Consider the following 21,989-nt stretch of genomic DNA (forward strand, 5'->3'; position numbering starts at 1 on the left):
ATCTAAATCAAATTAAAAAGACTGCAAACAAACTCAAAAATAAGAGTTTGTCTACAGTCTGAGACAATTACAAAGGATTAGTCTTTTGGTGTAATGATTGAGATGGCTGGTTGAATGGTAAAAATATCCGTTACGAGTTTCTGTACTTGATGGATATGCACTTCATCAATCGACTCCAATACTTCATCATACGTTTTATGTTCATTGAAAATTAATTCATTTTTCCCATTGCGATTCATTCGAGCGTTCGTGCTCTCTAAACCGAGCATTAAATTTCCTTTTAATTGCTCTTTTGCATTGTTCACTTCTGTATCGGTAACCCCTTCATCCACCACTTTTTGAATGGTTTCATAAATGGTTTCTTGGAGTTTCTGCAATTGATTGCTGGAAGTGCCTCCATAAATAGCAACGGATCCTGCATCTTCATATGAAGAATGATACGAATAGATGGAGTAGGCCAACGCTTTTTCTTCACGGACTTCCTGGAACAATCGAGAAGACATATTTCCACCCAAAATATTATTCAATACAACAAGATCATAAATATGCTTATCTTTCACGCTTAGTCCAGGATAGCCAAGACATATATGCCCTTGTTCCGTTTCGCGTGATTTACGTGATTCACCCGGTTGGAAAACTGGTGTGTCAAACGATGGACGAGCAGACATTGCAGTACTTGATCTGAATTGGCCGAATAAGGAATCAGTGTAATCGATCAAGCCATCCGGAATATTCCCCGCGATAGAAATCACAATATGTTCAGGTCGATAATGATGATCCATAAATTGATGGATGGAATCTTTGTTGAACGTTTCGAGTGATTCTTTAGTTCCCAAAATCGATGCACCTAGCGTCTGGTTCGGATACATCACATTCCATAATTGTTCATGGACATCATCATCAGGTGTATCTTCTACCATCAGTATTTCTTCCAATACCACTTGGCGTTCTTTCTCTAATTCCTGTTCATCAAACTGAGAATGGAAAAACATATCTGCCAATACCGAGATGGCATGCTTCGCATGATGGTCTAATACTTTTGCATAATAGCAGGTTTGTTCTTTTGATGTAAATGCATTGACATGACCACCAATACGATCGAACTCTTCAGCAATCTGACGAGCAGACCGAGTAGCAGTTCCTTTAAAAAGCATATGTTCGATAAAATGAGTTAAGCCATTTTCTTCAGGTTTTTCATGTCTAGATCCAACATCAACCCATACTCCGACAGCAACTGATCGGACATGTGGGATGTGTTCATAGACAATACGCACACCGTTTTGACTTGTTCTTTTTTGTAACACACTAAAAGCCCCCAAACTTTAGAAAAAAGGTTGCCATACACTGATTGGCAACCTTTTTTCTTTGTTTACTATTAAGAAAGAATAAACTTTTTTTCAGTTGTTTTCTTTTTTCAAGTTTAGCTATATCTAAGCTCCAAACGCCTGTCAGGATTACGTGACGTTTCTCGCTTTTCTTATATTATGCTTGCTCTTTTTCTGCCGCTTCTTTTTCTTCTTTTACGACAATTTTACGCGACAAGTTCACGCGACCTTGGTTATCAATTTCAATAACTTTGACGAACATTTCATCACCAAGTTTTAAAACATCTTCAACTGCTTTCGTACGTTCTTCCTGGATTTCTGAAATATGAAGTAGTCCATCTTTACCAGGGAAGATTTCTAGGAATGCACCGAATTTTTCAATACGTTTCACTTTAGCCATATAGTATTCACCAACAGCTGCTTCGCGCACGATATTTTCAATGATTTCTTTTGCACGTGCATTCATTTCTTGGTCAATTGAAGAAATGTAAATCGTACCATCTTGCTCTGTATCGATTTTCACGCCAGTTTCATCGATGATTTTGTTGATTTGCTTACCACCCGGTCCAATAACGTCACGGATCTTATCAGGATTGATTTTAATCATGATAATTTTCGGAGCATATTGAGACAAATTCGTGCGTGGTTCAGAAATTGTTGCCATCATGCTATCTAAAATATGCATACGGCCGATTTTTGCTTGTGTCAAAGCCTCTTCTAAAATGCTGCGAGACAAGCCATCAATCTTAATATCCATTTGAAGTGCCGTAACACCTTTAGCAGTACCGGCTACTTTGAAGTCCATATCACCTAAGTGATCTTCCATTCCTTGAATATCCGAAAGAACAGAATAATGCTCACCGCGCTTGATCAGACCCATAGCAATACCTGCAACTGGTGCTTTAATTGGAACACCCGCATCCATCATGGCAAGAGTTGATGCACAAATACTTGCTTGAGAAGTAGAACCGTTTGATTCCAATACCTCAGAAACTAAACGAATTGTGTATGGGAAATCTTTTTCATCAGGAATAACAGCAACAAGTGCACGCTCACCTAAAGCACCATGACCGATTTCGCGACGACCTGGTCCACGGATAGGTCCTGTTTCCCCAACACTGAATTGTGGGAAATTATAATGATGCATGAAACGTTTCGATTCTTCGATTCCTAAACCGTCGATGATTTGAACATCGCCTAATGCACCTAAAGTAGCAATACTAAGTGCTTGCGTTTGCCCACGAGTAAACAATCCAGAACCATGAGTACGAGGCAAAATCCCTGTCTCAGATGATAATGGACGGATCTCATCTAATTTACGGCCATCAGGACGAACTTTATCTTCTGTAATTAAACGGCGAACTTCTTCTTTCACCATTTTATCTAAAATTTGGCGAACTTGTTTTAGTGTTGCTTCATCAGCTTCACGTTCAACGTAGATCGCTACAACTTCTTCTTTAACTTCAGTGATTGCTAATTCGCGAGCATGTTTTTCATACACTTGAATGGCACTGTTTAATTTTGTTTCGCACATTTCACTAATTTCGGCAGAAAGTTCAGCATCAAGCTCGTAAAGTTTGATGTCTGTTTTCTCTTTACCCATAACCGCGACTACTTCTTCTTGGAACGCGATTAATTTTTTGATTTCTTCATGACCGAACATAATCGCTTCCAACATTACTTCCTCAGGAACTTCAAGTGCCCCTGCCTCAACCATGTTGATTGCCTCTTTTGTACCAGCAACAATTAAATCAATTGTACTAACTGCCAATTGTGCTTGATTAGGGTTAATGATAAATTGACCCTCAATCAATCCTACTTGTACGCCTGCAATCGGGCCATCGAAAGGAATATCAGAAACAGATAATGCTAAAGAAGATCCTAACATCGCAGCCATTTCAGTCGTGCAATCTTGATCTTTAGACATAACGATTGAAATAACTTGAACTTCATTACGGAATCCATCAGGGAATAACGGACGGATTGGACGGTCAATTAGGCGACTCGTCAATACTGCGTTTTCTGATGGGCGTCCTTCACGTTTAATGAAACCACCTGGAATTTTCCCTGCTGCGTAAAGACGCTCTTCATAGTTACATGTAAGTGGGAAGAAATCTAATGGCTTAGGATGTTTTGAAGCAGTAGCTGTTGAAAGAACTGTAGAATCTCCGTAACGGACCATAACAGCACCGTTAGCTTGTTTTGCATATTTGCCTACTTCTACTTGCAATGGACGACCTGCCCATTCGAAATTAAAAATTTGTTTTTCTGTCATTGAATGAACTCCTCTCGTACTAAAAATCCTATTAAATTTAGTTGTATGTATCATTAGTAGTGTATCAAAAAAGCGTTTATCATGCGATAAATTATAAAATTGTCATTGAGAGTTGGTTCTATACAAAGAAATCTTTTTGAACATAAAGAAAAAGCGGGACGAATCCCGCTTTCACTAAAATGCATCTTATCGACGTAAACCAAGTTTAGCGATCAAGTCACGGTAACGTGATACTTCGTTTTCACGTAAGTATTTTAACAAGTTACGACGACGTCCTACCATTTTGAATAGGCCACGACGTGAGTGGTGATCTTTCTTGTGTGTACGCAAATGCTCGTTCAAGTTATTAATCTCTTCTGTTAACACAGCGATTTGAATGTCTGCAGAACCAGTGTCGCTTTCATGAGTACGATACTCAGCGATAAGTTCATTTTTACGTTCTTGTGTAATTGCCATCCGGTTCACCTCCAATACTCTCATAATATCCCCAATTACCGAGCAAGCGTTGGTGAATCGCCTTGCCAAGCAACGGTTAAGCATATCTCTATGCACTTAAAAATAGTAGCACAGTTTAGATGGATATGCAACTGTTACTTCAACTCTTGAAAAAACGAAATGGCCGTTTGTTTATCCTTTTCAATTTGTTGTTTCAAGGAGTCGATACCATCAAATTTGCGTTCATCCCGGATATGATGATACCAATCCAAGGATACTTCTTCTCCATAGATGTTCTTATCAAAATTAAACAAATGGACTTCAATCGTTAATTTTTTTTCATCCGGGTTTTTAAAAGTCGGTTTATATCCTACATTACAAACGCCATCCACCCATTCGTCTTGAATGAACATGCGCACGGCGTAAACACCCGTTGCTGGAATGTACGACCCTTCTTTTGCCTGTATATTCGCTGTTGGAAAACCGATTGTACGACCTCGTTTATCCCCATGAACAACGACACCTGGAATTTGGAATGGTCTGCCAAGTAATTCATGGACTTTTTCCATATCTCCCTCGGTCAAGGCTTGGCGAATTCGTGTGGAACTGATTTTTTCCTGTTCATCCGATTTTTTCTCCACAACCGAAACGTCAAAATCATCATTCGCCAATTGAGTCATCACATTCATATCACCTTTTCCGAATGCACCGAATGTAAAATCAAAACCTGCGGTGACGTGTTTTATATGCAATTGACGAATGAACGTTTGAACGAATTTTTCTGGAGTCAGCTGAGCGAAATCTGAAGTGAAACGAACAACGAATGCTGTATCGACCCCCATGGATTCAAGCAATTCCATTTTTTGATCCAAGGGCGTTATATAAAATACTTTCTCATTACGCTTACCTAGAACAATGGAAGGATGCGGGTCGAACGTCATGACCGCTAATTTAAGTCCCCGTTCAGTTGCGATTTTCTGAGCATGTCCAATCACTTCTCGATGACCTAAATGAACGCCATCAAAAAAGCCAATCGCTAAAGAAAAAGGACCAGATATTACTGAATCATTGAGGTGATGTGGATATGATAAGTGCACAATGTTCATTCTGTATCTCCTCCTAATCGATTAAACATTTTTTCTGGTTTCATCTTGCCTTCTTTGGTCGGATGGTTGACATAAACAGCAACAGCCTTTTCCTCCACGGTAAAGACAATACGGTCATGATTCTTCAGTGCATCAATGGCATCCAATACCTGACCATTCTGAACCGATTTCATCAAAAACGGTGGTACTTCAAATTTCGGCATATCTTGAAGTGCATAATCCAAGTCATACAATTTCTCAGTCAATATGTTATTTTCGACCAGTTCCTGTACTTGATTCAGCGTCAGACAATCTTCAGCGGTGAATGTACCAGAAGCCGTGCGAACTAGTTTTGACATATGTGCTGGATAGCCTAGTTTTTCACCGATTTGTACAGCCAGCGTTCGTATATACGTACCTTTGCTGCATGATACGCGAATATTGAAGGTAACAAGTTCTCCAGAAAAAATATCCTCTTCACTAAGCAGAGATAGTTCATAAATCTTTACTTGTCTGCTAGGTCGTTCAACGGATTGGCCGGCTCTAGCATATTCATATAGTTTCTTTCCATTCACTTTTACTGCCGAGTACATCGGTGGCGTTTGCTCAATCGTACCAGTCAAGGAAAGTAAAGAATCAAGGATTTGCTGTCGTGAGAAATGCTTGTTGGATTCATCCGCCTCTACCACTTCACCGTCTGCATCCTCTGTGGTTGTTGCAGTACCAATTGTCACTTCTGCTTCGTATATTTTCCCTGCATTTGTTAGATACTCCGCTACTTTGGTTGATTCCCCTAAACAAATGGGCAAGACTCCTTCCACACTTGGATCGAGAGTTCCTGTATGACCGATGCGTTTCATTTTTAAAATTTTTCGTAACTTAAAGACGCAATCGTGTGACGTCATCCCTTGTTCTTTCCATAGCGGAAGAATGCCGTTTTGCATTCGTTCCCACTCCTTTAATTATGTAATTTAGAAAAAGCCTGCTTATAAAAAGCAGACTTCTTTTTGTTACTCAGTTTCTTCAGTTGTATCATTAATCTGTTTAAGTAAAGTGTCAATTTTGTTTCCGTAAGCAGATGACTCGTCAAATTCAAACATAAGTTCAGGTGTCTTACGTAATCGAATTCGTTGGCCAATTTCAGTACGGATAAATCCTTTAGCTTTAGCTAAACCTTTTAATGTTTCTTGACGTTTTCTATCGTCACCTAGAACAGTAATATAGACCGTCGCTTGTTGTAAATCACCAGTAACTTCTACATCAGTTACAGTGACAAACCCAATGCGGGGATCCTTAAGTCTACGAGCAATAATTTCGCCTAATTCTTTCTTCATTTGTTCTGCTACTCGATTTGAGCGATTCGCCATGATGGCTTCACCTCTGTTCTATCTATAAATGTTCACGGATGGTTTCCGTTCGTTCCCATTCTGGATTTGACTCCAAGTAATGTATGGCGTGGGTCAACTCACGGTCGCTTGCATCAATTGATGAAGCTACACAAACAATCGCAATACGCGTTCTTTGCCATTTATCTTGATGATCTACTTCAGAAATAGATACGTTAAACTTTTGCTTCGTTCGAGTAAGCATGCGCTGTAGAACAGCGCGCTTCTCTTTTAACGAGTGCGACGTCGGAATGATGAACTCGCATTCCGCGTAGGCAATCATTTGCGTTTAATTTCTTCCATTACGAATGCTTCAATAATGTCGCCTTCTTTAACATCATTGTAGTTTTTCACAGTGATCCCACATTCATACCCACGAGCGACTTCTTTTACATCATCTTTGAAGCGTTTTAGTGACTCTAACTCACCTTCAAATACAACGATGCTGTCACGAATGACACGAACGCCACTATCTCGGCTGATTTTACCTTCTGTTACATAACTTCCGGCAATCGTACCGATTTTCGTAACTTTGAACGTTTCACGAACTTCAGCCTGACCGATAATTTTTTCTTGGAATTCAGGATCAAGTAAGCCAGTCATTGCTGCTTCAATTTCCTCAATTACTTTATAAATTACACGGTGCAGACGAATGTCTACGCCTTCAGCCTCAGCTGCACGTTTTGCATTGGTATCAGGTCGTACGTTGAAACCAATAACAATTGCATTGGAAGCTGCAGCAAGTGAAATATCTGATTCAGTAATTGCACCAGCACCAGTATGGATGATGCGAACATTAACGCCTTCAACGTCAAGCTTCATCAGAGATGCGGCCATTGCTTCAACAGATCCTTGTACGTCTGCTTTCACAATCAGATTTAATTCTTTCATTTCACCTTGTTTCATTTGGTCAAATAAGTTATCAAGCGTCACACGTGTTTTTTCAGAGCGTTGAGCTTGAAGCGCAGTGGATGCACGTGATTCCCCTACTTGACGTGCTGTTTTCTCATCTTCGAATACTACAAAACGGTCACCAGCTTGAGGCACATCATTCAATCCTGTAATTTCAACAGGTGTACTTGGACCTGCTTCTTTCACACGACGACCTAAATCATTGACCATTGCACGTACGCGACCGAAAGTATGACCGACTACGATTGGGTCTCCAACTTTAAGCGTTCCATCTTGCACTAGAAGTGTAGCAACTGAACCGCGACCTTTATCAAGTTGAGCTTCAATTACTGTTCCAATTGCACGACGTTTAGAATCCGCTTTTAGTTCTGCAACTTCTGAAACTAATAAAACCATTTCAAGCAAGTTGTCAATTCCCTCACCTTTTAGTGCTGAGATTGGTGCGAAAATTGTATCGCCGCCCCATTCTTCAGATACTAAACCATGTTCAGTCAATTCTTGCATTACACGTTCAGGATTAGCAGATGGTTTATCCATTTTATTCACAGCAACGATAATTGGCACTTCAGCCGCCTTGGCATGATTGATTGCTTCAATCGTTTGAGGCATTACACCGTCATCTGCTGCAACTACTAAAATGGTAATATCGGTTACTTTGGCACCACGAGCACGCATTGTTGTGAAAGCCGCGTGACCAGGAGTATCCAGGAAAGTGATTTTCTTGCCGTTTTCAACAACTTGGTATGCACCAATATGTTGTGTAATCCCGCCAGCTTCGCCAGCTGTAACTTTTGTATTACGGATAGAATCTAGAAGTGTTGTTTTACCATGGTCAACGTGACCCATAATTGTTACAACTGGTGGACGTTCTTTTTGAACGCCTTGTTCTTCTGCTTCACCTTCGAAATAGCCTTCTAAATCCGAAATATCAACGCGGATTTCTTCTTCTACTTCAACACCATAATCGGTACAGATCAATTCAATTGCATCTTTATCCAATTCTTGGTTGATTGTTGCCATCACGCCAAGCAAGAATAATTTTTTGATAATTTCAGATGGCTCTCTGCCTAATTTTTTTGCCAGTTCAGCCACTGTCAATGATTCATAGAATGTGATTTTTTCAGGTAATTCTTTTTCTTTTCTTGGTACTGGAGGAGCAACAGGTTGACGGTTTTGTTTCCCTTTGTTTCTTCCAGCGCGATTACCAGTGCCTGGACGGTGATTTCCGCCGCCACCTGGACGTCCACCAAATCCTGAACCTGCAGGACGGTTTTGTCCGAAGACTTTCTTTTCTTTTGATTGTGCACCTTGATCTTGTTTACGGCTGTCCCCTGTAGCAGTTGCTGCAGGTTTTTGCTTGTCACGAGAAGGTGTATTCGTCATCCCACGGCTTTGACCAGATGATGGTTTAGCTGGTGTACTTGGTTTATTTCCTTGATAACCACTTCCTGCAGGACGATCCCCTTGTGGACGATTTCCTTGATATCCACTACCTTGTGGGCGGCTGCCTTGTGAACCAGACCCTTGTGGACGATTGCCTTGAGGACGGTCACTTTGTGGACGGTTGCCTTGAGAACCTGAACCCTGTGGACGGCTACCTTGTGAACCTGAACCCTGTGGGCGATTTCCTTGATAACCAGAACTTTGGGGACGGCTGTTTTGAGAACCTGACCCCTGTGGACGATTGTTGCTTTGTGGTGCAGTTTTGGTAGCAGGAGCAGACGGTTTCTTGTAGACAGAGTCCAACTTCGAAACTGCGTCGCCTTCTAATGTCGACATATGATTCGTCACTTGTACGTTCAACTTACTTAATTGCTCAATAACTTCTTTACTCGTTTTATTTATTTGCTTTGCATATTCATGGACGCGTAATTTGGTCATTTGGTCACCCCCGGTTAAATTCGTTGAGAAGTCCGGACAGTTTTTTAGCGAAACCGTCGTCAGTAATTGCGAGTACCACGCGGGCCTCTTTTCCTGTAGCATGTCCGAGATCAGAACGATCACCGAAAACATGTAACTCAACGTTGTATGTGTTGCATTTATCTTGAATTTTTTTCATCGTATTGTCTGATGCATCTGAAGAGATGATAACGAGTTTCGCACGGTTAGTACGAATATCTTTGACTACAAGCTCTTCTCCAGATATCAACATTCTTGCACGCACTGCCAGACCAATCAATTGTAAGATTCGTTGCTGTGTATTCATATAATTTGCTCTCTTTCAATCACAGTTAACAATTCTTCAAAAATGCTTTCTGGTATTTTTGCTTCCAATTGACTATCCAGCACTTTGCGTTTTTTAGCGATTTCTACTGCCTGCTTGGTTTTGGAGACATACGCTCCACGACCAGACTTTTTGCCAGTTAGATCGACTGAAACTTCGCCTTCTTTTGATCGTACAACTCGAATCATTTCTTTTTTAGGAAACATTTCGCCTGTTGCCACGCATTTTCGTAAAGGTATTTTCTTTTGACTAGACATCAAAATTCACCCTCTTCGCTTATTCTTCGTCATCTTTATATAAATCAAAATTGTCATCGATATTTTCTTCATACTCTTCATCTTCAAGGTCGAGGTTTTCAGAAGCATGGGCAGATGGGTAAATACCTAATTCGCGAGCATCTGTTTCACTCTTGATATCGATTTTCCATCCTGTCAATTTAGCTGCTAGACGTGCATTTTGTCCACGTTTACCAATGGCTAAAGATAATTGATAGTCAGGTACTACCACTGTTGTAGATTTCTCTTCTTCATGGACTTGAACATCTAATACTTTAGATGGGCTAAGTGCATTGGCAACAAATACCACTGGATCTTCAGACCATTCCACAATATCAATCTTCTCACCATTCAACTCATTAACAATTGTTTGAACGCGAGAACCTTTTGCACCTACGCAAGAACCTACTGGATCAACATCATCATTATGGGCAACAACTGATATTTTCGATCGATCGCCAGCTTCACGAGCGATTGATTTTATTTCTACGATGCCATCGTATATTTCAGGAACTTCCATTTCAAATAGACGACGAAGTAATCCAGGGTGTGTACGAGATACAAATACTTGTGGTCCACGAGTTGTACGTTCTACTTTCGTGATATACACTTTAATGCGCTCATGCGGACGGTATGTTTCAGTTTGAATTTGTTCATTCACCGGTAATACCGCTTCAACTTTACCAAGTCCTACATAAATATTACGAGCATCCAGACGCTCAACAACACCATTTACGATATCTTCTTCGCGATCAACATACTCTTCATAAATCAATCCACGTTCTGCTTCACGAACACGTTGTGTAACCACTTGTTTAGCAGTCTGTGCCGCGATACGTCCGAAGTTTCTAGGTGTTACTTCTTGTTCCACAATATCTCCCAGTTCAAACGCAGGATTTACTTGTTTCGCGTCTTCTAATGAAATATGTAGACGGTCATCCAACACTTCTTCCATTACATCCTTGCGTGAGTAAACCTTCATCGAACCATTATCCAGATTCAAATCAACACGTACGTTTTGTGCTTGATTAAAATTGCGTTTATACGCTGTAACAAGCGCCGCTTCAATCGCTTCAATTAGTACATCTCGTGAAATTCCTTTTTGTTTTTCAAGAGCTATTAAAGCATCCAGCAACTCATTTGCCATTATTTTTCACTCCTACATTCACATTATGCAGAGAAATTAATCGCTAAACGCGCGAATGCAATTTTCTCTTTTGTAAGTTGAACTTTAATTTTTCTAGTTTTAATTCGAACTTCCATTTCTAAGCCTTGTTCGCTATAAGCAGTCAAAAAGCCTTCAAACTCTTTTTCTTTCAGGCCATTCACCAGTTCATATGTTTTCACATGAATGAATTGACCAACTGCACGTTCGAAGTCACTCTCTTTTTTCAATGGACGTTCTGCCCCAGGTGAAGAAACTTCTAAAAAGTAGTTTTGCTCAATTGGATCCTTTGCATCCAACACTTCGCTGATACGCTCGCTTACAAGCGCACAATGCTCAATGTCAATGCCACCTTGAGGAGTATCTACATAAATACGTAAAAACCAATTACGACCTTCTTTTACGAACTCCGTATCAACGAGCTCCAAATTCAACTCTTCAACAATGGGCGTCACAAGCTTTTCTACTTCGGTTAATATTTTGCTCATATATGCCTCCCGCTGCAACTTATTTTCGACATAACAAACAGAAAAGAGCGGGAAATCCCACTCTTTTGCCGTAAATCTATCAACAACTTGTTATACAAATGATACCATACGAATGCTCGCAGTGCAAATCAGGCCTAGAATAGCGACAATTGATTCGCATCTGGCATGCCTTCGAGACAACCAAGTTGATCCATGTATTCAATCAATGTTTTGGAAACACGTCCACGTTGTCCTAAATCTTCTTTCGATAGGAACTCGCCATTTTTCCGTGCTTCCACAATCGTTTTGGCTACGTTTGTTCCGAGTCCAGGAATCGCATCGAAAGGTGGAATCAATCCTTTGCCATCAATGACAAATTCAGCCGCCTTTGATTCGTAGAGATCCACTTTTTTAAAGTGGTAACCACGTTCACACATCTCCAAGGCAATTTCCAGAACCGTCAACAAGCTTTTTTCTTTCGGAGCGGCATCCAATCCTTTGGCATTAATCTCATCAATTTTTGCACGGATCGATGCAGAACCTTTCGTCATAGCGTGCAAGTCAAAATCTGCTGCGCGTACTGTGAAATATGCTGCGTAGTAAAGGATCGGGAAATGTACTTTGAAATATGCAATTCGAACAGCCATTAATACATAAGCGGCTGCATGGGCTTTCGGGAACATGTACTTAATCTTTTTACACGCTTCGATATACCATGCAGGAACGCCATTTGCCTTCATGTCTTCTTCAAATTCCGGAGTTAACCCTTTCCCTTTACGCACAGATTCCATAATTTTAAATGCCAGAGACGGTTCAAGACCCTGGTAAATTAAATACACCATGATATCATCCCGGCAACCAATTACATCCGAAAGCTGACAAGTCCCATTTTGAATAAGTTCCTGTGCATTTCCAAGCCACACGTCAGTACCATGAGATAGTCCTGAGATTTGAACAAGTTCAGAGAAAGTGGATGGTTTCGTTTCTTCCAACATTTGACGAACAAAACGTGTACCAAACTCAGGAATCCCGAGTGTACCCGTCTTACAGCCAATTTGTTCCTGTGTTACTCCAAGTGACTCCGTTCCACTGAAAATCTTCATTACTTCAGGGTCATCCGTTGGAATCGTTTTTGGATCGATGCCAGACAAGTCCTGTAACATCCGGATAGCTGTCGGATCATCGTGTCCCAGGATATCAAGTTTCAATAAGTTATCATGGATGGAATGGAAGTCAAAGTGAGTTGTTTTCCACTCGGAGTCCTGTGCATCAGCAGGGAACTGAATCGGTGAAAAATCGAAAATATCCATGTAATCCGGGACAACAATGATTCCCCCTGGATGTTGTCCTGTCGAACGTTTAACTCCAGTACACCCTTGAACAAGTCGGTCGATTTCAGCGCCACGTATTGTTAAGTTGTGATCATTCGCATAACCACGTACGTAGCCGTATGCTGTTTTCTCAGCAACCGTTCCAATCGTACCTGCACGATAAACATTGTCTTCACCAAAAAGTACTTTCGTGTAGTTATGTGCAATCGGCTGATATTCTCCACTAAAGTTCAAATCGATATCGGGTACTTTATCCCCTTTAAATCCAAGAAACGTTTCGAAAGGAATATCTTGACCATCTTTTTTGTAAGGTATTTCACAATGCGGGCAGACTTTGTTTGGCAAATCAAAGCCTGAACTGACGGAACCATCATCAAAGAATTCAGCATGCTGGCATGAAGGACATACATAATGTGGCGGCAATGGATTCACTTCCGTAATTTCCATTAACGTCGCTACAAGAGAAGATCCAACGGAACCACGGGAACCTACTAAGTAGCCGTCATCCAAAGATTTCTTTACTAGCTTATGAGAAATCAAATAAATAACTGCAAATCCGTGTCCAATAATGGAAGTAAGTTCTTTTTCAATACGGGCTTCCACAATTTCCGGCAATGAATCTCCGTAAATCTGTCTTGCCATCGCATAGCTCAATTCTCGAACTTCTTCATCAGAACCTTCGATTTTCGGCGTATACAAATCATCTTTAATCGGTTTGATGTCTCCGATTCTCTCCGAAATTTTATGGCTGTTCTCCACAACAATTTGTTTCGCGGTTTCTTCACCCAGGAAGGCGAAAGCGTCCAACATTTCATTTGTAGTACGGAAATGAACTTTCGGTAACTTGTGGCGGTTCAGTGGATTGGCTCCACCTTGCCCTCCAATTAGAATCTGTCTAAAAATCGCATCGTTCTCGTTTACATAATGGACATTTCCAGTTGCGACTACCGGACGTGCAATTTTTTTGCCCAGTTTAATCATTTTTCGAATGATGTCTTCAAGATTCCATTCATCTCTCACAAGCTCGAGTTCAATTAAATGTGCGTAAACTTCTTTCGGATGGACTTCCAAGTAATCATAGAATTTTGCAATTCCCTCGACTTCTTCAGGAGATTTCTGCATTAACCCTTCGAATACTTCCCCTTTATCACACCCGGAACCAATCAACAGCCCTTTACGATGCTTGACTAGAACGGAACGCGGGATCCTCGGAACCCGGAAAAATGTGTTCATATGGGAATACGAGACTAGTTTAAACAAGTTTTTCAATCCGTCTTCATCCGTGGCAAGAAGCGTGCAGTGAGATGGACGCGCTCTCTTGTACGACTCTCCATTACCTGTTTGATGGTTGAACTCGTCGTGATAGTGAATCCCTTTTTGTTCAGCTTCTTTCAACAAGTTCAACAGTAAGTAGCCCGTGGCTTCCGTATCATAGATTGCCCGATGATGCTGGGTGAGCTCGATATTGAACTTTTTGGCCATCGTGTTTAATCGATGGTTTTTCATTTCCGGATGAAGGAAACGTGATAATTCCAACGTATCGATGACAGGATGGACCGTTTGTTCCAGACCGACTTTCTTATAGCCTACGTACAGGAAACCCATATCGAATGACGCATTATGTGCAACCATGATGCTATCGCCGATCCAATCGTGGAAGCGCTTGATGACGTCTTCAATATCCGGTGCATCACGCACCATATCATCGGTGATACCCGTCAAATCGATGGTAGTAGCAGACAATGGATGATGCGGATTTGCAAAGCTTTCGAATTTGTCGATGACTTGACCATCTTTGATTTTCACAGCTGCAAGCTCAATAATGGTATCGTATACCGCAGAAAGGCCTGTCGTTTCAACGTCGAATACGACATAGGTTGCATCCGCTAGTGCTCGATGCTCCTCTTCATAGGCAATGTTTACTCCGTCATTGACCATGTAGATTTCCAATCCATAAATGATTTTAATACCATGTTTTTTTCCGGCTGCATAAGCATCCGGGAAGGATTGAACAACAGCATGATCCGTAATTGCGACAGCGGGGTGTCCCCATTTGGCTGCCTGACTTACCAAGGCATCTACAGAAGAGACCGCGTCCATCTGACTCATTGGTGTGTGTAAATGAAGTTCAATCCTTTTTTCATCTTCTGGAGCAGTATCTTTTCTGGAATCCACTTTAATTTCCATAATATCCTGTGCCATTATGATCAAGTCTCGAACGAATGTATCGTTCTGTACTGAACCACGGACTTTTAGCCATGTCCCTTTTTTCAGCAGACCCATAAGCTCTGCATCTTCTTTGTCCCGGGAAAACATTTTAACAAGAATCGAGTCTGTGTAATCTGTAACTTTGACTGTTAATAATGAGCGGCCGCTTCGAAGTTCTTTTACCTCAACATCAAAAACAAAGCCTTCAATCGTGATGCGTCTTTCTTCATCCTGAATTTGCTTGATTTCCATAATTGGCTCGTCCGCTTTAATCGGGGTACCCAGTTGGAAGGGGCCATTCAAGGTTACCCCAGGATTTGATGCACGATCTTTTTCACGTTTCTGCATATCAGCCAATGCTTTCTTGCCCAGCTCTTCTTCTTCGATTCTTCGTTGCTCCATAAACGCTTGCTGTGCTTCTGCCAGTTCTGCCTCTTGTTCGATAAATTTAAAATCAATCGGTAAGATTGGGAAACCATACGAAGCATAGACATCAGCTATTTTAGACGCATATTTGCCTTTCAGTGTACGGAATTCAATTTCCTGTGCACACGTAAAATGGACGGTCTGACCATTGAAAGATGGAATTTGTGCATGTAGAAGATTTCGTAGAGGAGGCGACATATCATCAATTTCCTGCAATACAAACGGCCAGTAAGAAGCGATTAACTCAGCATCGACATGAGGTGATTCACAAGTAAGTGATAATTTTATATCCGCAATGCCAGCAAACTTTTCACGTAACCGCATATTGAATAGTTGAAACATGTTATAAGGCAATAGTTTCTCAACTTCTATAGTAAAACGCCATACACGCTCTTTTTTATGTACCGTCATACGACTTAGGGAAGCCGATTCAAAATGAGTCATGTATTCATCAGCGGTAAGTTCCAATTGTTGTAATAATAGTTGTAACCTTTTTTTGGCATCTTGTTCGTTACTCATACTCTATGCCTCCTTTCTTTCATAAGAAAAAGAAAGGAAGACCCGATTTCAAGGTCTTCCTTTTGATTAATCGTTTAATGACGAAAAGAAAGCTTGAAGATGGTCAACTACCTCTTCTTTTTTCCATTCAAATGCTTCGCCAGTTTTTCTTATTTTCACTTCGACTAAACCTTCGGCTGCTTTTTTACCGACTGTTATTCGGATCGGTAAACCGATTAAATCTGAATCGGCAAATTTCACACCCGCACGTTCAGCACGGTCATCATATAACACATCGTAGCGATATGATTTCATTAAATTATATAATTCATCAGAAAGAGCAACTTGTGCTTCGTCCTTTGTATTTACAGGCACTAAATGTACATTATATGGCGCGATTGCACTTGGCCAGATAAATCCTTTATCATCTTGGAACTGTTCCGCAACAGCAGCCATGACACGGGAAACCCCAATACCGTAACACCCCATAATATAAGGCTGTGAACGGCCATTATCATCAAGGAAAGTTCCGTTCATCGGTTCAGAGTAGGTTGTACCAAGTTTAAAGACGTGTCCTACTTCAATTCCTTTAGCGAAAACGATTGTTCCATTGCCGTCAGGAGAAGCGTCGCCTTCCATGATGAAACGTAAATCTTCATACTGGTCTACTGCAAAATCACGTTCTGGATTAACATTCGTTAAATGGAATCCAGCAACATTTGCTCCACATACGCCATTACGAATCGACGCTACAGCATGATCAGCAATGACTTTTACACCTAATGGAATTTTTACAGGACCTAGAGACCCAACTTCACATTGAAGCAAGTTTTGCACCTCTTCTTCAGATGCAAACTCTACCACTTTTGCCTGCAATGCATTTTTAACTTTTATATCATTGATTTCGTGATCTCCGCGAGCGAGAACCAATACTAATTCCCCATCCACGTTAAACACCAACGTTTTGATACATTGTTGAGCATCTAGATTCAGGAAGCTCGCTACTTGCTCAATCGTTTTTTGGTCAGGAGTAGCTACTTTCTCGACCTCTTTTAGCTCTTCTGTTGATGCTTCATATGAAACTTTAACTTCAGCCATTTCAATATTAGCAGCAAAGTCAGATGCGTCAGAATATGCAATCGTATCTTCCCCGATTTCAGAAAGGACCATGAATTCATGCGTATCTTTTCCACCGATTGCTCCTGAATCCGCAATAACCGCACGGAAATTCAATCCTAATCTAGAGAAAATATTTGAATAAGCTTTGACCATGTCTTCATAAGTCTGATCTAAACTCTCACGTGTAGCATGGAAAGAGTAAGCATCTTTCATAAGAAACTCACGGCCACGAAGCAAGCCAAAACGAGGGCGTTTTTCGTCACGGAATTTCGTTTGAATCTGGTAAAGAGTTAAAGGTAATTTTTTATATGACTTGATTTCGTCACGAAGCAAAGAAGTAATGACTTCTTCATGTGTTGCCCCCAAAGCGAAATCACGATTGTGTCGATCTTTTAAACGCATTAATTCCGGACCATATGAATACCAACGTCCAGTTTCTTGCCATAGTTCAGCTTGTTGCATCGCAGGCATTAATACTTCAACACCATTGATAGCATCCATTTCTTCCCGAACAATGCTCTCTACTTTTTGAAGAACACGTTTTCCAAGAGGTAAGAAAGAATAAATGCCACTTGTATTTTGACGAATAAACCCTGCACGAAGTAGCAGCTGATGCGACTTAACGTCGGCATCAGCTGGAGTTTCACGAAGTGTAGGGATGAATGTAAGACTTTGTTTCATAAGTTAAAAGCTCCTCATACCATCCGTAGATTAAATTTTAAAAGAAAAATCTTTGTATATCATTCCATGTAACAACAACCATCAGCACCATCAATAACATTATGCCGACAAAATGGATCATTCCTTCTTTTTGTCGGTCCAATGGTTTCCCTCGAATCGCTTCAAATAAGAAGAATAATAATCGTCCACCATCCAATGCCGGAAGTGGTAGTAAATTCATGATACCTAAGTTAATGCTTAGAATAGCTGCCCAATTCATTAGATTGAAAACACCATATTGTGCCACTGCTTCGGTTGCTTTATAAATTCCTACTGGTCCTGACAAAGCATCAATTGTAAACTGTCCAGTTACCAACATGCCAAGGAGTTCAAAAATTTTCGCAATCCAAGTGATGGTTTGATCAGCACCGAAAGCTAATGCTTTCAAAGGATTTTTTTCAACTGGACTTTCATATATAACTCCAATTTGTCCATACTTTTCGCCGTCTTTTTCTACGGTTTTTGGTGTGATAGTTGAAGAAATGGTTTCACCATCTCGTACGTATTCAAACGTTAATTCTTCTCCTGCACTAGCTTGTACCTTTGCAGCGAGATCTTGCCATTTATTAATGGGCTGACCATCAATTTTAGTAACTAAATCTCCGTCCTGCATACCGGCTGCAAGGGCAGGGCTATCATCAGAGACTCCCGAAATAACAGGCTCGTAAGTCGGAACCCCTTGCAACAAGCCAATTGCCAAGAAGATGAAGAAAGATAAAATAAAGTTAAATAAAGGACCAGCAAAAATGGTCATAGCACGCTTGCCAAGTGATTTCGAACCAAATTGGCGATCATAAGGTGCTATTAATGTTTCTTTGCCATTCTCTACGATTACGGCTTTGCGTGAAACATTATATCGTACTAAACGTTCATCTTCATCGTATCCTTCAATCCAGAGTTCTTTTTCCAAATCGGAACGTTCAGTTTCCAAAAACAACATGTCTTGTTGTTGTTTATTATGATTGAGGACGATTTTACGAACTTCTTCTTTTGAGTTTAACATGAGTCCGACACGGAATCCTGGCTGTAATTCAACCGAATCCATATCTTCTCCAGCCATTCGCACATATCCACCAAGAGGCAGAAGACGAATGGTATAAAGAGTTTCCCCTTTTGTGATTCCAAGTATTTTTGGACCAAAGCCAATTGCAAATTCACGTACCATGATTCCGGCACGTTTGGCAAAAATAAAGTGACCTAGTTCATGAAAAAATACTAGTGAACCAAATATCAGGATAAAAGCAATGGTTGTCTCCATAAAGTCCCACCTTTTTTACAGCATTTCGCCGTCATCATTCTTTCATCATTTTATCATGTTTCGAACATCTTTTCTCGTAATTGCATCCACATGCAATATCGTTTCCAAATCCGGAGTACTAATAAGCGTATGTTTGTCCATAACTCGTTCAATGCATTCTTCTATTTGGAGGAATCGAATCTCTCCATTTAAAAACAAGGCAACGGCTGCTTCATTTGCAGCATTCAAAACTGTGGTCATTGTACCACCCGCCCGACCTGCATCGTATGCAAGTTTTAATGCATGAAAACGTTCCATATTCATTTCTTCAAAATGAAGTTTGCCTATTTCAACAAGATTTAAACGTTTTGCACTTTTTCTTGGAAGCCTGTCCGGATAAGAAAGAGCATATTGAATGGGAACACGCATATCTGGTGTCCCAAGTTGTGCCATTACACTTGTGTCATGGAATTCCACCATTGAATGAATGATACTCTCCCTATGCAAGACAACTTCAATATCATCATAAGGCATGTCGAAAAGCACTTGTGCTTCAATCACTTCTAAACCTTTGTTCATCATTGTTGCAGAATCAATCGTAATTTTTGCGCCCATGGACCAGTTAGGATGACTCAACGCATCCTGTACTGTTACGTTCTCCAATTCTTTCCGCGTACGGTCACGGAAGCTACCTCCGGATGCCGTTAAAATCAACCTGCTTACTTGGCTTCTCTTTTCACCATTCATCGATTGGAAAAGAGCTGAATGCTCGCTATCAACCGGTAAAATAGTTGCTTTGTATTTCTCTGCCGCAGTCATCACCAAATGCCCCGCTGTAACCAGCGTTTCTTTGTTTGCGAGAGCAATTGTCTTTCGTTGTTTTATTGCCTCTAACGTCGCTTCAAGACCAACACTACCCAAAACAGCATTTACTAAAATGGACGCATCTGGGTGAGTCGCAACGTCGATCAATCCATTGCTACCATATGCAAGTTCAATGCTCGGAAATTCCTTCTTAAGTGAAATTGCATCAACTTCTTCTTGAACAGATACAAGTGTAGGATTAAATTCACGAATTATTTCTCTAGTCTTTTCAAGATTGCGTCCAGCAGAAAAAGCCACTAGTTTAAATTGATGTGGATGTTCTCTTATGATGTCAATCGTTTGAATACCGATAGAGCCTGTTGCTCCCAATAAACTAATCAGCTTTGTCATAAACGTCAAATCCCCTTAACCAGCAAAATGCAAGAAATGTAAAAGTGGTAACACAAATAATAAGCTATCGAATCTGTCTAAAATTCCTCCGTGTCCAGGTAAGATATCACCTGAATCCTTAACGTTGTAGTGGCGCTTAAGTGCCGATTCAACCAAATCGCCCATTTGACCAAAAATGGAAGCTAGTATCGTCACAATGACCAGAATCGTATAGGACGAACTGATTGGGTAAATCCATTGGAAAAGTAAAGCAAAAATAATAGCCGTCAAGATTCCTCCGATAAATCCTTCAATGGTTTTATTAGGAGAAATATCAGGCCACAATTTCTTTTTACCAAATTTTTTCCCAGTAAAATAAGCTCCTGAATCGGTTGTCCAAATAACCAGCAAGGCATAAATGACATATTCAATGCCATCCATACGCGTTTCAATGAAATAGAAAAATCCGATTCCAATATATAATACGCCCATAATAGAAAATGCAGCATCTTCAAATGTGTAGCGATTCTTCACGACAACGGTGTAGATAAGTAATAAAAGTACAGCAATAAGTGCTAAATCTATTTTGGTATACCCCGTTGTTTCCATTAATGGTATCGACCATTGATTAGGCATTAGAAAAACAAATAATGCAAGAAGAGCGATTGCTCCATGAACTGAAAAAATGGTATGACCTTTCATACGTAATAATTCAAATAATCCGATTGCCGCCATAGCGTAAACGAGAAGTGTAAAAGGAAGACCTCCTAGCCAAACAATCGGAATGAATAATGCAGCTCCAATTACTGCAGTGATGATGCGTTGTTTCAATTTGTTTCTTCTCCCTTCAATCCTCCATAACGGCGATTTCGGTTTTGGTAACTATCCACTGCGTCGAGCAAGCAGCTTTCGTCAAAATCTGGCCACAGCGTATCCGTAAACCAGAACTCTGTATAGGCCAATTGCCAAAGCATAAAGTTGCTGAGACGAACTTCTCCGCTTGTGCGGATAAGTAAATCAGGTTCGGGTAACTCACAGGTCATTAAATGCTGTGAAATTAAATCTTCCGTTACGTCGCTATAGCTAAGCGAACCCTCTTCAACAAGTTGTGCAATTTTTTGCATCGCTTGTGCAATCTCTGCACGACTTCCATAATTCAATGCAAAATTCAATATTAGTCCCGTATTATCTTTAGTTGCTTCCATTGCTTTGCGAACAGCATTATGTGTATGTCGAGGTAATGTTTCACTTTCACCCATCATGACCACACGCACATTTTGTTCGATCAGCTCGGGTAGATAAGTACCTAAAAACTCTTCGGGTAATCGCATAATAAAATCAACTTCAAGTTTTGGTCGTTTCCAATTCTCGGTCGAAAATGCATATACGGTTAAAACGCCTACACCTAAATCATTGGCAAGTCGAGTAATTTTCCGAACCGTTTTCATACCTTCATGATGACCGGCTACTCGTGGAAGAGCCCGTTTCTTCGCCCATCTCCCATTGCCATCCATAATAATCGCAATGTGTTCAGGTATTTGTTCTTTTTTAGAATGCGAAATACGCTCCGCCAGCGATTGATTTTGTCGTTCGGGTTTTCTCCGAATGAGTTTATGTAACATGCTGAATCCTCCACTTTACTCGCTTATCGGAATGTCGTCTTTCCTATCATATCAAAAATCGATGGAATTTACTTCTTTCCCATAAA

The 21,989-nt window shown here is 40.6% G+C and carries 18 protein-coding genes; all 18 read right to left on the reverse strand.

All coding sequences use genetic code 11. The features are described from left to right. Positions 1-77: 77 nt before the first annotated feature. A complete protein-coding gene (locus MHH33_RS11445) occupies positions 78-1,304 on the reverse strand; it encodes a pitrilysin family protein (protein ID WP_016427591.1) in 1,227 nt (408 codons plus the stop codon). 178 nt (positions 1,305-1,482) lie between these two features. Then, positions 1,483-3,600 carry a polyribonucleotide nucleotidyltransferase gene (gene pnp, locus MHH33_RS11450; RefSeq protein WP_342541805.1) on the reverse strand — a complete coding sequence of 706 codons (2,118 nt, stop codon included), beginning with the start codon at positions 3,598-3,600 and terminating at the stop codon, positions 1,483-1,485. Positions 3,601-3,786: 186 nt separating this feature from the next. Further along, a complete protein-coding gene (gene rpsO, locus MHH33_RS11455; protein ID WP_016427593.1) occupies positions 3,787-4,056 on the reverse strand; it encodes a 30S ribosomal protein S15 in 270 nt (89 codons plus the stop codon). 134 nt (positions 4,057-4,190) lie between these two features. Then, on the reverse strand, positions 4,191-5,141 hold the full coding sequence (gene ribF / locus MHH33_RS11460) for a riboflavin biosynthesis protein RibF (RefSeq protein WP_016427594.1): 951 nt from the start codon (positions 5,139-5,141) through the stop codon (positions 4,191-4,193). Beyond that, positions 5,138-6,064, reverse strand: coding sequence for a tRNA pseudouridine(55) synthase TruB (gene truB, locus MHH33_RS11465; RefSeq protein ID WP_016427595.1), 927 nt, complete (start codon positions 6,062-6,064; stop codon positions 5,138-5,140). The genes ribF and truB overlap by 4 nt, the downstream gene beginning before the upstream one ends. A gap of 66 nt (positions 6,065-6,130) precedes the next feature. Then, positions 6,131-6,487 (reverse strand): 30S ribosome-binding factor RbfA, encoded by a 357-nt coding sequence (gene rbfA / locus MHH33_RS11470; RefSeq protein WP_016427596.1) that lies wholly within the window; start codon positions 6,485-6,487, stop codon positions 6,131-6,133. Positions 6,488-6,509: 22 nt separating this feature from the next. Continuing rightward, the gene (locus MHH33_RS11475; RefSeq protein ID WP_016427597.1) at positions 6,510-6,788 is read right to left on the reverse strand and encodes a DUF503 domain-containing protein; all 279 of its coding nucleotides are present in this window, start codon (positions 6,786-6,788) and stop codon (positions 6,510-6,512) included. Then, positions 6,785-9,298 (reverse strand): translation initiation factor IF-2, encoded by a 2,514-nt coding sequence (infB, locus tag MHH33_RS11480; RefSeq protein ID WP_342541806.1) that lies wholly within the window; start codon positions 9,296-9,298, stop codon positions 6,785-6,787. The genes MHH33_RS11475 and infB overlap by 4 nt, the downstream gene beginning before the upstream one ends. A gap of 4 nt (positions 9,299-9,302) precedes the next feature. After that, positions 9,303-9,623 (reverse strand): YlxQ family RNA-binding protein, encoded by a 321-nt coding sequence (locus tag MHH33_RS11485; protein WP_016427599.1) that lies wholly within the window; start codon positions 9,621-9,623, stop codon positions 9,303-9,305. Then, positions 9,620-9,898 (reverse strand): YlxR family protein, encoded by a 279-nt coding sequence (locus tag MHH33_RS11490; RefSeq protein ID WP_016427600.1) that lies wholly within the window; start codon positions 9,896-9,898, stop codon positions 9,620-9,622. The genes MHH33_RS11485 and MHH33_RS11490 overlap by 4 nt, the downstream gene beginning before the upstream one ends. Before the next feature lie 19 nt (positions 9,899-9,917). Continuing rightward, a complete protein-coding gene (gene nusA, locus MHH33_RS11495) occupies positions 9,918-11,063 on the reverse strand; it encodes a transcription termination factor NusA (protein WP_342541807.1) in 1,146 nt (381 codons plus the stop codon). Between the two features lie 23 nt (positions 11,064-11,086). Then, positions 11,087-11,569, reverse strand: a complete 483-nt coding sequence (rimP, locus tag MHH33_RS11500; protein WP_342541808.1) for a ribosome maturation factor RimP — start codon at positions 11,567-11,569, stop codon at positions 11,087-11,089. A gap of 134 nt (positions 11,570-11,703) precedes the next feature. Then, positions 11,704-16,032: a PolC-type DNA polymerase III gene (locus MHH33_RS11505; RefSeq protein WP_016427603.1), complete on the reverse strand. Its 4,329-nt coding sequence runs from the start codon at positions 16,030-16,032 to the stop codon at positions 11,704-11,706. 66 nt (positions 16,033-16,098) lie between these two features. Further along, entirely contained in the window at positions 16,099-17,811 is a 1,713-nt protein-coding gene (locus MHH33_RS11510; RefSeq protein ID WP_342541810.1) for a proline--tRNA ligase, read from the reverse strand. A 37-nt stretch (positions 17,812-17,848) separates the two neighbouring features. Then, positions 17,849-19,108 (reverse strand): RIP metalloprotease RseP, encoded by a 1,260-nt coding sequence (gene rseP, locus MHH33_RS11515; protein ID WP_016427605.1) that lies wholly within the window; start codon positions 19,106-19,108, stop codon positions 17,849-17,851. A gap of 45 nt (positions 19,109-19,153) precedes the next feature. Then, entirely contained in the window at positions 19,154-20,302 is a 1,149-nt protein-coding gene (dxr, locus tag MHH33_RS11520; protein WP_016427606.1) for a 1-deoxy-D-xylulose-5-phosphate reductoisomerase, read from the reverse strand. Positions 20,303-20,317: 15 nt separating this feature from the next. Next, positions 20,318-21,112: a phosphatidate cytidylyltransferase gene (locus tag MHH33_RS11525; protein WP_342541811.1), complete on the reverse strand. Its 795-nt coding sequence runs from the start codon at positions 21,110-21,112 to the stop codon at positions 20,318-20,320. Further along, the gene (locus MHH33_RS11530) at positions 21,109-21,903 is read right to left on the reverse strand and encodes an isoprenyl transferase (protein ID WP_016427608.1); all 795 of its coding nucleotides are present in this window, start codon (positions 21,901-21,903) and stop codon (positions 21,109-21,111) included. The genes MHH33_RS11525 and MHH33_RS11530 overlap by 4 nt, the downstream gene beginning before the upstream one ends. Positions 21,904-21,989 lie beyond the last annotated feature (86 nt).

Origin of the sequence: Paenisporosarcina sp. FSL H8-0542 (assembly GCF_038632915.1) — a bacterium.
Taxonomy (GTDB): Bacteria; Bacillota; Bacilli; order Bacillales_A; family Planococcaceae; genus Paenisporosarcina.